The organism is Bradyrhizobium sp. S3.7.6, from assembly GCF_054061875.1.
This window is the reverse complement of sequence record NZ_JBSSEQ010000002.1, coordinates 25,854-38,267: the sequence shown is the minus strand read 5'-3', so window position 1 is coordinate 38,267 and position 12,414 is coordinate 25,854. Positions and strand designations below refer to the sequence as shown.

At 61.7% G+C, this 12,414-nt stretch carries 7 protein-coding genes and 6 pseudogenes; 7 read left to right on the top strand and 6 right to left on the bottom strand.

Annotated elements, in window-relative coordinates; genetic code table 11:
* Positions 1–98: 98 nt before the first annotated feature.
* On the top strand, positions 99–1,073 hold the full coding sequence (locus ACVJ5M_RS42925) for a hypothetical protein (RefSeq protein ID WP_456679661.1): 975 nt from the start codon (positions 99–101) through the stop codon (positions 1,071–1,073).
* 67 nt (positions 1,074–1,140) lie between these two features.
* On the opposite strand, the pseudogene ACVJ5M_RS42920 reads toward ACVJ5M_RS42925, so the two are convergent.
* Positions 1,141–1,960 (bottom strand): annotated as a pseudogene (locus ACVJ5M_RS42920) (IS5 family transposase).
* Positions 1,961–2,143: 183 nt separating this feature from the next.
* Between ACVJ5M_RS42920 and ACVJ5M_RS42915 the strand changes: the two are divergent.
* Positions 2,144–2,233 (top strand): annotated as a pseudogene (locus ACVJ5M_RS42915) (hypothetical protein); the annotation flags it as partial.
* Here the strand turns inward: ACVJ5M_RS42915 and ACVJ5M_RS42910 are convergent.
* Positions 2,205–2,624 carry a tyrosine-type recombinase/integrase gene (locus ACVJ5M_RS42910; RefSeq protein WP_456679660.1) on the bottom strand — a complete coding sequence of 140 codons (420 nt, stop codon included), beginning with the start codon at positions 2,622–2,624 and terminating at the stop codon, positions 2,205–2,207. The pseudogene ACVJ5M_RS42915 and the gene ACVJ5M_RS42910 overlap by 29 nt on opposite strands.
* A 467-nt stretch (positions 2,625–3,091) precedes the next feature.
* Complete coding sequence (locus ACVJ5M_RS42905; protein WP_456679659.1) at positions 3,092–3,550, bottom strand: hypothetical protein; 459 nt, start codon at positions 3,548–3,550, stop codon at positions 3,092–3,094.
* 128 nt (positions 3,551–3,678) lie between these two features.
* Here ACVJ5M_RS42905 and ACVJ5M_RS42900 point away from each other — a divergent pair.
* From ACVJ5M_RS42900 to ACVJ5M_RS42890, 3 genes and pseudogenes are all read left to right on the top strand, one after another.
* Positions 3,679–4,683, top strand: a pseudogene (locus tag ACVJ5M_RS42900) (IS91 family transposase); the annotation flags it as partial.
* A gap of 336 nt (positions 4,684–5,019) precedes the next feature.
* Positions 5,020–5,880 (top strand): tyrosine-type recombinase/integrase, encoded by an 861-nt coding sequence (locus ACVJ5M_RS42895; protein ID WP_456679658.1) that lies wholly within the window; start codon positions 5,020–5,022, stop codon positions 5,878–5,880.
* A gap of 20 nt (positions 5,881–5,900) precedes the next feature.
* Positions 5,901–6,119 (top strand): annotated as a pseudogene (locus ACVJ5M_RS42890) (transposase zinc-binding domain-containing protein); the annotation flags it as partial.
* Positions 6,120–6,200: 81 nt separating this feature from the next.
* On the opposite strand, the gene ACVJ5M_RS42885 reads toward ACVJ5M_RS42890, so the two are convergent.
* A complete protein-coding gene (locus tag ACVJ5M_RS42885) occupies positions 6,201–7,076 on the bottom strand; it encodes a tyrosine-type recombinase/integrase (RefSeq protein WP_456679657.1) in 876 nt (291 codons plus the stop codon).
* A gap of 111 nt (positions 7,077–7,187) precedes the next feature.
* Positions 7,188–8,093: a tyrosine-type recombinase/integrase gene (locus ACVJ5M_RS42880; RefSeq protein ID WP_456679656.1), complete on the bottom strand. Its 906-nt coding sequence runs from the start codon at positions 8,091–8,093 to the stop codon at positions 7,188–7,190.
* A 190-nt stretch (positions 8,094–8,283) separates the two neighbouring features.
* On the opposite strand from ACVJ5M_RS42880, the pseudogene ACVJ5M_RS42875 reads away from it, so the two are divergent.
* Both ACVJ5M_RS42875 and ACVJ5M_RS42870 read left to right on the top strand, forming a co-directional pair.
* Positions 8,284–9,297 (top strand): annotated as a pseudogene (locus ACVJ5M_RS42875) (IS91 family transposase); the annotation flags it as partial.
* A 395-nt stretch (positions 9,298–9,692) separates the two neighbouring features.
* Positions 9,693–9,909, top strand: a pseudogene (locus ACVJ5M_RS42870) (transposase); the annotation flags it as partial.
* 194 nt (positions 9,910–10,103) lie between these two features.
* On the opposite strand, the gene virD4 reads toward ACVJ5M_RS42870, so the two are convergent.
* On the bottom strand, positions 10,104–12,164 hold the full coding sequence (virD4, locus tag ACVJ5M_RS42865; RefSeq protein WP_456679655.1) for a type IV secretion system ATPase VirD4: 2,061 nt from the start codon (positions 12,162–12,164) through the stop codon (positions 10,104–10,106).
* Positions 12,165–12,414 lie beyond the last annotated feature (250 nt).

Sequence of the window (12,414 nt, the reverse complement as noted above, 5' to 3'; positions counted from 1 at the left end):
GCTCAACGCAGCCCAGCTACAAGTTTAACGCAATACTGGTTCAATTGAGCGCTCCCGGCTGTTACCTCCTAGGGCTGCGAAACGTGAGAGGTCTCATTATGAATCGCGATCATCCGCAGACACCTGAAGGGGCAGACGACGATAGCCGCCGTGCCGAAAGAATGGGTCACTTGCCAGTTGACCTGCTGGCCGAAGTGGCGCGGCGATTACTCACCGATGATCCTGTTGAGACAGCAAAAAATCTCACGAACTTTAAACTCGTGAGCCGCTCAATGCGACAAGCGATTGAGATTGAGACCCCTGCCTTCGCGACTTTTGAGAGGCGGCTCGGTGACGTTGCTGGGCTGGCGTCGATTTTGAAGCACCTGGCGATTCCCCCGGGAGGCTTATCGCAATTTGATAATGTGCGATTGACTGAAGAAGAAGCGCAAGGTTTTTCCTGGCCCTCGTGTCGAGCTGAGGTCGCTTCGCCTACAGTCAAATTTGAAGGGAATGCGGGACGATCTGCTTTCGTCGATGATATTCTTAACTTGTCTCCGCTCCAGCAAGCGATGTCGCTCCGCAGCATAGCCCGCGATCTAGCTGGACTTGACCGCGTGAACACAAATCGCCTCGTCAGGAGAGCGGTCGAATTGTTTGAGCAGGATGGTAATCCGCGGGCGGTCCGCAGATTTGCAGCCGCCGCTCTTGTGCGGGGGCATAAACATTTGGACGCAGATCACAAAGTGCAACTTTTCGATGCAATCGTCGCTCGTCCGGATCTGTTTTCGGACTATGGCGATATGGCTAGGATCGAGCATGCATCCACGGTAGCCAGCTTGGCTTCGAGGTCAGCGGCCTCGTCTAGGAATACGGCCGAGTCGCACAATCCGGACCTGGATAGTGAAATCAATCGAATTTATACCAGAATGCACGATTTGGCAAATGGCCCAAACACAAACAACATGAGCGAACGTGAGCTAGTCGAGGGCCTTCGTCCGCTCGGACGCTCAATCAGCAAAGCATACGATAGCGCGCGAGCAGCCTTAATGGCGTCCGACAGAAGCAGAGAACGATCCAGCTTGGCACGATGAGTTTCGCGGGCTTTAATCCCTGAGCCTGGAACCAGGACGGAGTCCTCAGAGTGTCTGTCCGGAGAGATTATGCATGATTGCACAGTTTTCTCAGCATGAGCCTGATTGAAGCGAGGCCAAGAAAAGCGACTTACGATTGAGATTTTCCCAATCTTTTGTGAGACGCCTGCAACGTCCGAGCCATGCAAACGTTCGTTCGACGACCCACCGCTTCGGGAGGACGACAAATGCCTTTGCTTGATCGGAACGTTTGAGGATCTCTATGTGCACCTGCGCCATTATTTTCGCCACGGCGCGGCGAAACAGCGGGCCTTGCCGCCATCGGCGTAGAGCTTCATCAGGAACGGATACATGCCGAACATGGTCGCCATGACGAACGCGCCGTCCCGATCCTGAATGTCAGCGGCATGAACGATGGCATGAATCAACAGGCCTTGCGTATCAACGGGAATATGCCGCTTCTTGCCCTTGATCTTCTTTCCCGCGTCGTAGCCCGGCGGATCAATCGATGCCTCCCTTTTTCAGCGCTTTTGACGCTTTGACTATCGATGACGGCGGCGGTGGGACTGGCCTCCCGGCCAATGGCTTCTCGGCATTTTACATAGAGCTTATGATGGATGAGATCGAGCGTGCCATCCCAACTCCACAGGTCGAAATAGTCATACAAGGTCGAGCGCGGCGGCAGGTCTATCGGGATGGCCCGCCACTGACGAGAGAATATACATGAGGCCGTTCACAACCTCGCGCATCATTACTGTGCGTTTGTCGCCACCGCGCTTGCCTGGCGGGATCGGCAGTCCGACCAGTTTCCATTCGTCGTCGGTGAGGTCGCTGGGATAGCGCAAATGGCTGTGGTCATACCGGGCGCGATTTTCACTCGTCCGCATCGCCGGCCCCTCCGAATCAGGCCGCATCTATTGAATCACAGTAAGCGTGTAGGTGCCCCCACGTAGCGGATGATGTTCGATTGTCAGAGAATCTCCTGGTGATTTGCTTGCCAGGCGCTCATGTGAGCGAACATAGCTCTGACACTAAGAATTTCGAAGTTATCAGGGCCACACCCGAGCGGCTTGCGGTCAGTCCGGGGCGGAGCTATCGCGACCTGGTCGCGGGAGGCGAAGGAACGGATCGTCAAGGAAACGTTTTTGCCGGGGGCGAACGTGTCGGTGATCGCGCGGTCTCACGGGCTCGATCCATCGCAGTTGTTTGCGTAGCGATAGGTCTCGATGGCGTCGAGCAGCAGAGCGCCTCCGGCCAGGGCTGAGCAACCTGCTTCAGCAGCGCGACGTCGGCCTTTGCGTAATAGGCCGTCGTGTCGATGCCGTGATGCCGAAGGACGAGGCCGATCTTGTCGAGCGGCACGCCGTGGCTCAGCATCTCGGTCGCCGCGGTGTGCCGCAGAGCGTGGGCCCCTTTGACCGGCGGCACGACTCGGCGCGCTTCATGATACGCTTCACCACCGACGAGATGCCGTCGCCTCGTCGGAATGGCCGGCACGGCGCGATCGTGCGCAGGAACAAGACATCGTTCCGGCGGGTAGACGGCCCGCATTCGAGGTAGGCGGCGATCGCATCCCCGACGTCTTGCGGTAGCGGCAGCCGGACCTCGTAGCGCGACTTGCCGCAGACCCGCAGCGATCCCGTTTGCCACTCGATATCGGTGAGACGCAGTTGCGCCACGTCACCGGCCCTCTCAGGCCGAGGCGCACCAACCAAAGTACGATCGCACGATCACGCCGGCGCACACCGGCATCGCCGTCACAGGCAGCGATCAACCGATCGACCTGCTCGGTCGATAGATACCGGGGCATGTCGGCAAGCTGCCAATGAACGTAGGCCGGAACGGCGCCGTCGAGACCTGCCGGACAACGGCCTGCGACCGCGAGATACCGCAGGAAAGCCCGCAGGCTCGTCGTAATCTTCTCGATCGTGCCACCCCCCTATTGCTCGCCCGCTCCAGGAAGTAACTGCGGACATCGTTCGGCCTCCAGCCGGCCGGGTCAGATCGAAGCGCCATCATCAGGCCCGCGGCGTCGCGGGCGTAGAGCCTGACGGTGGCATCGGATGCGCCGCGATGCTTGCGCAGCCACGTCTTGAAGTCCGCGACGAGCAGCTGCGGCTCGGCGGGGGTGCTGCCCCCACGGCCGCGGATCGGCAAAGGCCGAGCTCGACGAGGTGCCGACGAAAGAGCCTGGCACCGTAGATGGTGTGGCGGTTGCGCCGGCCGCCTTTGGCGCGTGGACACCGGCAAATGCGCAGGTGCTCGCCGAACGCGGCGAGATCAACGTCCGTCAGGCCGGCGCCTTGCTCGGCCATGACATGGCCGATGTGAGCCGCCGCTCGCAAATAGCGTACCGCTGTCTCGGGGCCATAGCCCTGCTGCCCCAGCGCCGCTGCAAACCCGTGAAGGTAAAGGCCGCTCGGCCCACTGCGCAGATGCCCCAGCATCTTCGCTGCCGAGAAGTACGTCTCCAACATGTCCGTCTCCGTATATGACCGGCCATCAGTGGCCGACCCAACAGGGCCGCACGGGCGACCTGTAATGGAGAGCTCGAGAGCGGCAATACACAGGAAAATACGGTGATCGCGATTGCCAGCTCCCCATTACCTGCCGCAACCGCCATTGCCCCAAGTGCCAGGGACTGGCACGCGCCGAAATGGCTCGCGCGTCGACAGGCCGAACTGTTACCGGTGCCGTACTTCCACGTCGTCTTCACCCTGCCGAAGCTGGCGGGCGAGATCGCGTTCCAGAACAAGGCCACCGTCTATGCGATCCTGTTCCGCGCCGTCGCCGAGACACTCACCACCATCGCCGCCGATCCAAAGCGTCTGGGCGCGCAAATCGGTGTTACCGCGGTACTCGATACCTGGGGTCAGACCCTGCAGCATCATCCGCACATTCAATGCGTGGTGCCAGGCGGCGGCCCCTCGCTCGACGGCAGGCGCTGGATCGCTTGCCGCCCCGGTTTCTTCCTGCCCGTGCGCGTGCTCTCGCGACTGTTTCGTCGCCTGTTCCTGCAGAACCTGCAGGATGCATTCGAGGCGGCAAGCTGCGCTTCTTCGGCAAACTCGCCGGTATGGCCGCGCCCACGGCCTTCGCCACCGGGCTCGACCAACTCAGGCGCATCGAATGGGTCGTCTATGCCAAGCCGCCGTTCGGTGGCCCCGAACAGGTGCTGGCCTATCTCGGCCGCTACACCCATCGCGTCGCCATCGCTAACCGCCGGCTGGTCTCGCTCTTTGACGGCAAGGTCCGCTTCGCCTGGAAAGACTATCGCCAAGACGGCAAGACCAAACTGATGACGCTCGATGCCGACGAGTTCATCCGCCGTTTCCTGCTGCATGTCCTGCCGGATGGCTTCCACCGGATTCGCTACTACGGCTTCCTCGCCAACGGCCAACGCGGCGACAATCTCGCCCTCTGTCGCCGGTTGCTCGATGCCCTTCACGTCACGACCAATTCCGAGTTGGCGGACGCTCACGCCAAAAGCGATCGACAGAGTAACGCCTGGGACTTCCTCATCTATCCCGATTGCGGCGGTACCATGCGGCGTATCGCAGCCGTTCCGCGCTCATCCACGCATCAGCCATTCTACTGTGATACGTCATGATCTCATCGCCGCCGATTTTCGTCATCACTGCCACCGAGCTTGCCGCGCGTCCTGTCAATGCCGATCGACTGCCGCAATACCGACTCCAGAGCTGGCCAACGACTGAACCTGACCTGTTGCTCGCGTTCAGTACCCAATCCGCGAGATCTTCCTCGCCAAAACGGCGCCTCGCATCAACTGCGCCGCCGTCGTCAGAGCAGCCTCGCCAGCACGCCGCGGTAACTTTCCCCATAGCGCCAAAACAACCCGCGGCGTGAGGGGTAAGGTGGCGTAGATCGCCTCCTGGCTGAGAGGATGTGGGTGTTGGAGCCCATCCCCTCAGACAGGAGTATCGAGATGGCCGATTTGAGCCCTCTTCGCCGCCGCATGATCGAAGACATGACCGTCCGCAATCTGTCGCCGGCGACGCAACGATCCTACATCAGCGCGGTTTCGAAGTTCAGCCGCTATTTTGGCCGATCGCCTGACCGGTTAGAGCTGGAAGACGTCCGCGCCTTCCAGGTGCATCTGGTCTCGACCGGCATCTCATGGCCAGCGCTGAACCAGATCGTCTGTGCGCTACGGTTTTTCTACGGCGTCACGCTCGGCGAGGCGCTCATCCCGGAGCGCATTCCCTATGCGCGAGAACCGCGCAAGCTGCCGGTCGTTCTCAGCGCCGACGAAGTGGTTCAGTTCCTCGAGGCCGTGTCCAGCCTGAAGAGCCGCGCCGCGCTCACCACGGCCTATGCGGCCGGGCTCAGGGCCTCCGAAGTCGCGGGACTGCGGATCGAAGACATCGACAGCGCCCGCGGCGTCATCCAGGTGCGCCACGGCAAGGGCGCGAAGGATCGCAACGTGATGCTGTCGCCCCAGCTGCTGGGCATCCTGCGCACCTACTGGCGGCTCGCCCGGCCGCGGCTTTATCTGTTCCCTGGTCGTGACCAAGATCATCCGATCGATCAGACCGTGTTGCACGCCGCCTGTCGGTCGGCGGTGAAGGCTGCGGGCCTGACCAAGCGCGTCACGCTCCACACGCTGCGCCACAGCTTCGCGACGCATCTTCTCGAGAACGGAACCGATATCCGGATCATCCAGGTCTTGCTCGGGCACAATAATTTGTCGTCGACAGCGCGCTACACGCAGGTCGCCACCGATACGATCCGGGCGACGCAGAGCCCGCTCGATCGCCTGTCGCTGGAGGTGACGCCACCTGGATGATCCGCGGCGGGATGCGGGTGATGATCCGCCCCGACAGCCGCGCCAACGGGCCCGCCATCGAGATTGCCGATATTCTGCGCCGGCATGGCGACACCTATCGCCGTGTACATGCCGGTCATCTCGGTCGGGTCGAGCGGCGCGTGATGAGCGCGATCGTGGCGTGCCGGACCGAGGCGCTCGGCGGCCACATGGAGGCTTGCGACGACTGCGGCACGACACGCGTCGCCTATAATTCCTGTCTTATGGGCAAAGCCGGTAATGGGGAGCTGGCGGCAACTTGATCGCACTCCTGCACTAATCACCGCCAACCCCGCTCTCCATTACGAGGTACGCCTGAGGAGTTCGATCAGCTTGTCGGTGGGCTGGAAGACGCCGCGCCGCAGGTGGGGCGGCACGATCGCCTCCATCGCATCGAGCTTCTCGGTCGGATCGCCGCGCGTGTAGACCTCGGTGGTCGTCAGCGTAGCGTGGCCCAGCCATAGCGACACCTTCCGGATGTCCCCGGTCGCTTGCAGGATGACCATCGCGCAGGTGTGCCTGAGCACACGGGGCGAGACGCGTTTCTTGGCGAGACCGGGCTGCTTGCGAGCCGCAGTCGCGGCGTGCTGCCTGAGCAGATAGGCAAAGCCCCATCGGCTCAGCGGCTCACCACGGGCGTTGACGAACACCTCAGGTGTCGCGACCTGCCCACGGATGGCGAGCCAGGCGCGCAGTGCAGCGGCCGCCGGCTTCCACAACGGCAGGGTCCGCTCCCGGCGTCCCTTGCCGAGCACGAGGATGCTCATCGAAGGCAGGTCGATGTCATCGACCTTGAGGCCCCTCAGCTCGGAGACGCGCAGCCCTGCGCAGACGGCCACGTGCAGCATTGCGCGATCGCGGATGCCATCGCGTGTCGCCGGATCGGGAGCGTCGAGCACGGCTTGGAGCTCTTCGCGCAGAAGGTTGGGCACCAGGCGCGTGTCAGTTTTCTTGAACGGGATCGCCAGTACACGGCGGATCTGCTCGAGCACTGCCGGCTGCCGGTACTCGAGGAAGCGGAAGAACGACTTGATCGCCGCCAGGCGAACGTTGCGCGTCACGGCCGCGTTTTTGCGCTCGTCCTCAAGATGCTCGAGGAAGGCGCTGACGAGCCCGGCATCGATCTGCTCGAGCGTCAGCGCCGATGGTTTGACCTTGAGCCGGTCGGCGGCGAACACGAACAGCAGCTGGAAGCTCGAGGCATAGGAGTCGCTCGTGTGCCCGGCTGGCGCCCCGCTGGCAAGCTAGTGTGTCGCGCAGGAACGTCTCGATGAGAGGAGCGATCGGCGTCATGCTGACCTCCCTTCGGACATGAACGCTTCGCCGGCCGTGGCGACATCGCGCAAGAAGTCGGGCCTGGCCTCGAGATACCAGTAGGTCGCGTAGATGTTGACGTGACCCATGTAGGTCGCGAGTGCCGCCATGTGCGCCCCGCAGCGGCCTCGGCCGGTAGGGCTGCCTTGCAGCGCGCGCACCGCAAACGTGTGCCGCAGATCGTGCAGGCGAGGACGGTGAGCCGACCTCGATCTGATGCCAGCCTTGTCGACCAGCCTGTCGAAGGTCTCCTTGACGGCAAGGTAGCGCAGCGGCCGACCGCGCTTGTCGATGAACATCGGATCATCGTCCGAGCCGGGCCCGCGACGTGCCAGGTATCGCTGCAAGCCGGCGGCTGCCGTGTCGTGCAGCGACACCAGTCGCGTCTTGCGGAACTTGGTCTCGCGGATCAGCAGACCGTCGCGGGTCACGTCAGCGATCGTCAGCTTCAGGGCTTCGGAGATCCTGAGCCCGGTGGCTGAGAGCAGCGCAATCAAGGTCGCTTGCGTGTGCGGGCGCAAGCCGTGCATTGGCCGAAGCCGCAGCGCAGCTTCAACCAGCCGACTGATCTCGTCTGTCGTGTAGATGTGCGGCGTGCGACGCTTCTTGCGGGCGCCGAAGTGATTTGCCGGCGGCAGCTCGTGCCCGACGTCCTCCACCCGGACGTGGCGTACGAAGCGACAGACGGCTCTGAGCCGTGCATCGCGTTGCGCGACGGATGGTCCGAGCGCGGCCCAGTCGATCGCTGTTTTTGTCTCGACGTACGTTTGTCCGCGCTCGGCCGCGAAGGCGGCAAAGCTCTTCAGCAGGTACTCCGCAGTCGACATCGCGAAGCCCGTGGCGCGGCGGAGCGCGAGATAGGTCTCGATCGCGTCGAGCATCAGAGCGCCTCCGGTCAGGGCTGAGCAACCTGCTTCAGCAGCGCGACGTCGGCCTTTGCGTAATAGGCCGTCGTGTCGATGCCGCGATGAGAGCTCGAGAGCGGCAATACACAGGAAAATACGGTGATCGCGATTGCCAGCTCCCCATTACCGGCTTTGCCCATAAGACAGGTAATGGGCGACGCCCATTACCTGTCGCAACCGGCACTGTCCGAAGTGTCAGGGGCCAGCCCGGGCCGCGTGGCTCGCCGCGCGAGAAGCCGACCTGCTGCCGGTTCCCTATTTCCACGTCGTCTTCACACTGCCGGCTCCGATCGCCGCGATCGCCTTTCAGAACAAGGCCATCGTTTATGCGATCCTGTTCAAAGCCGCCGCCGAGGCGATGTCGACGCTCGCCGCCAATCCACGCCGGCTCGGCGCCGGGATCGGCGTCGTGGCCGTCCTCCACACCTGGGGACAGGCGCTGACGCACCATCCCCACGTCCACTGCGTCGGCCCGGGCGGCGGCCTCTCGCCCGATAGCGCGCGCTGGATCGCCAGCCGACCAAACTTCTTCCTGGCCGTCAAACCGCTCGCCCGGCTGTTCAGACGCCTGTTCCTCGAACGTCTGACCGCCGCCTTCGACGCCGGCACCCTGAACTTCTTCGGCGATCTCGCATCTCTGGCCGAGCCTGCTGCCTTCACAGCTCACCTCGTCGCCATGCGGCGCATCAGCTGGGTCGTCTACGCCAAACGGCCGTTCGGCGGTCCCGCGCAGGTGCTGGCCTATCTCGGCCGCTATACCCGTCGCGTTGCAATAGCCAACAGCCGGCTCGTAGCCCTCGACGAGGATCACGTCGCCTTTACCTGGAAGGACTACCGCCAGAAGGGCACGACAAAGATCATGAAGCTCAAGGCCGACGAGTTCATCCGCCGCTTCCTTCTTCACACGCTGCCCGATGGCTTCCATCGCATCCGCCACTTCGGCTTCATGGCCAACGGCCATCGCGCTGCCAAACTCGCCCTTTGCCGCAAACTTCTCGATCGTGAGCGGACAGCGCCAAACGATGGCGAGCCGTCGCCTGTGGAGTCGGACGCTCTGACGTGGCCCAAGGCTCCCGCCTGTCCTGAGTGTGGTGGCGTCATGCGCATCGTCGAGCGCTTTCGACACAGCTTCAACCGCTCCAGTCCTCAAACATCCCCGTTCCGGTGCGATACATCGTGAGCCAAGTCATGCCGTGCACAACGATCACCATTCGTCATTCCGCTCCCAGCGTCTCGATCATCGTGGACGCTGTCGAATCCGTGCTGCCACACGGCGCGACAACAACCGTCCGATGCAGCAAAACGCCTATCGCGATCTCCGGCAAAGCGCGCCTGTTCTCAACTCTTCCCCGATGCACACATCTCGCAGCTCTGCCTCACGTGCCGAGCCGGCAGACCGGGCCTTGCGATCTCCAACAATCCCCATAGCTGCAAAACCGCGCATACCCGCCCGCGCCTTCGTTCAATCCGGCTTCAATGAGGTCGCGTAACTGCGCATGCCGCGCCAGCGCGTGAGCGCGACCTCACAGAACCCTCCAGATTCTCATCCGGGCTTGGTTGTGATTCAAGTTGCGGATGGACCGATTCGTTCTGACTGACGCCCAATGGCCGAAGATGGAGCCGCTTTTGTCTCGGCAAGCCGGGCGATCCCGGCCGCAGCGGCAAGGAGAACCGGCTGTTTGTCGAGGCCGTGCTGTGGATCGCCTGAACCGGCAGTCCCTGGCGGGATCTGCCGCCCTCGTTCGGCCACTGGAACAGAGTCTTCACGCGTTTCCGCGACTGGGTGAAGGCGGATATGACCGGCTGACCGAAATCGCCCGACCGCAGGGGCCGTGGACGCTCGTGCATTGCTGGATCAATTGCGCCGGCGCTTCGTCAAACTGGCCCGCAACAGCAAATCGCCGATCGCCGAGGCCGCCGTTCGGCACATCGCACAGCTTTACGCCATCGAAGCCATGGTACGCGGTTCATCGCCGGACAAGGTCATTAGGTCAAGTCAGATTGGGACGACAAGCGCTTCTGCAATGAGATAATCCGGTTGAGCAGTGCGCGCTGGCGCGCCACGGCCTCGCCTTCTTCCGGTTTCAGCACAGGTTCTGTCTGATGGCCTTTTGAGCCCTCGAACGTATGATCTTCGGCCTCGCGCTCGCGCCATTGCTTTACTGCCCCCTCATCGGCCGGCCCGTGTTGCGCTTCCTCTTCCGCAGTTGGAGTTTCTAATTCATGTCGGACCCGACACTTATCCGCATCCTGGTCGGCAAGATCGAGATATTTCTCGCCGTGACCGAGAGCGATGGGATCCGGAGCGAAAGTCTCTGCTTTATTAACGGCAAAAAGACCGCGGTCGCTTGTGCCGACGACCTCTTCTCCCTCCTGCCCGCACTGCAACGGCGTAACGGATGCGGCTACTTGCTGAGTAATCGGCTTTGGCTCCGGCAGTCGGCCGGTCTGGCTCTCGAAGATGCGCCTTAGTATGCGGTCTGAGTAGTATTTCACTTTGGGCATTTGCAGCGGTGGCTGTCCCTTGATGAGGACGATCTCCCTATTCTCAGCGATCAGGCGGACCTGCTCCGGCCGCATCAGGCTGGCTCCCTGATCCGAGACCTGGATGTTGGTGTCGAACATTCGGCTTAACATAAATGACTTCGATCTGGCGCGGAAAGTGTAATCGCCGATCGCCTTGGAAATGTAGATCGGCGTCTCGTCGTCGGCCGTGGCCATGAAGACCTGCACCCCGGTGTTGCTGAGGAACGTCTCCTTCCCCGACTGCTCATACAAGCCGGTTAGAGCCGAGAGGCTCTGTACGACGAACATGAACCGGCCCTGGTAGCCCGCGATTGTGGTGACGGCCGTCTCCACTGCCTCCAGCTTGCCGAGATGCTTGAACTCGTCGAGCAGGAACAAGACTTCAAATATCTCATCCTTGGTCGGCATAGTGCGCTGCATGACCGCCACTACCTGCTGAAAGAACAGGCGAACCAGTGGTGCGATAACTAAAAGGTCGTTCGGGCTTACGCAAAGGTAAATTGTAGTGGGGTCGCGGCGGAGATCGTAGATCGAGAAGTCGCATCGCGTCGTCGCCGCTTTGATTAGTGGGTCCGCCCAGAGGTTAAGACCACCATCTCCGAGGACCGACGTGTAGGACGTGAGAATCTTGGTGTCGTTTCCTGCCATATTATCGAAGATGCGGCGCGCTTCTTGGTTCTGACACTCCTCCGCCAACTGGGCGAAGAGCTTGTACTTTTCTCCGGGCAAGGTGAACAGGTCATAGACGGCGCCGATCGTAGGCGTGCCACGCTCGATGCAAGCGAGGACTCCGGCGGCGAACAGATCCCTTGCACCATCGATAAAGCCTTCCGCCCCTTTGCCCTTGGGCGTGAGCAGGTTGTAAGCAAGACGGCGTGCTTCGCTAAACTGCCGCTCCGACGGCATAGAGACGATGTCAGGAATTGGATTGTAGCTATGGGTGCGGCCGCCCGGGTCCATCGGGGCGAATTTGAAGATCTGGTCGCCTCGAGCTTTTCGCGCGCGCGACGTCAACTCGAACAGTTCGCCCTTAACGTCGAGCGCCAGAACCGAACCGTTGAACGTCAGCAGCGTAGGAACAACAATCCCGACTCCCTTGCCGGCGCGGGTCGGCGCTACCACTAGGCTGTGCGGCTGCTCGCCATTGCTCAGATACTGGCCCGGCCAGCCCGGACCCACCGTCTTGCCAAAGATTGGTCCGGAAACCCTGTGATACGGTAGGATATAGCGAGCCTTTTTCATCTCACCGAAGCGCGCCCAGCGGGCCGTGCCATGGTGCTGGGGCTTCAACACTATGAGCGCCAGCATGAGCGACGCGATGACAGCCGTGAAGCCGATAATCGTCAATCCGCGGTAGAAGACCTCCGTCACGTAGCCTCGGTGAAAGGGCGTCTCGTACCAAATTGCGAAAATATCGAAGCTCTGGATCGCTTGGAGAGTAACTCCATGCTGGAAGTTGGCATAGGCGCTCGCCAGAAATAGACCCACGAGCAGCGATAAAGCTGCACCGAATAGAAGCATTTCAAGTTTCCGGCTCGAACCCAATGATCGTCTGATGTCCCGAGTCAAGAGTACGGTCGCTAGCTTCGGTCACAGTCGCAATGCTGTGCCGTCTCCGTTTCAAGTCACACGATGGGCATTCGATTTCTGCAGCGATCGACATCGGGAAGGGCAACGCCGCTCTTGGCTTCGCACTCATCATCGAAAAGGAACTCGGGCCCGGCATCTATGGCAGCGTCCCGGCGCCCGGCCCGCAGGAATGCTGACTGGT

Bases quoted from the DNA above. Each gene is read 5' to 3' on its own strand.
- ACVJ5M_RS42925 (WP_456679661.1), top strand. From the start codon at position 99: ATGAATCGCGATCATCCGCAGACACCTGAAGGGGCAGACGACGATAGC.
- ACVJ5M_RS42910 (WP_456679660.1), bottom strand. From the start codon at position 2,624: ATGCGGGCCGTCTACCCGCCGGAACGATGTCTTGTTCCTGCGCACGAT.
- ACVJ5M_RS42905 (WP_456679659.1), bottom strand. From the start codon at position 3,550: ATGTTGGAGACGTACTTCTCGGCAGCGAAGATGCTGGGGCATCTGCGC.
- ACVJ5M_RS42895 (WP_456679658.1), top strand. From the start codon at position 5,020: ATGGCCGATTTGAGCCCTCTTCGCCGCCGCATGATCGAAGACATGACC.
- ACVJ5M_RS42880 (WP_456679656.1), bottom strand. From the start codon at position 8,093: ATGCTCGACGCGATCGAGACCTATCTCGCGCTCCGCCGCGCCACGGGC.
- virD4 (WP_456679655.1), bottom strand. From the start codon at position 12,164: ATGCTTCTATTCGGTGCAGCTTTATCGCTGCTCGTGGGTCTATTTCTG.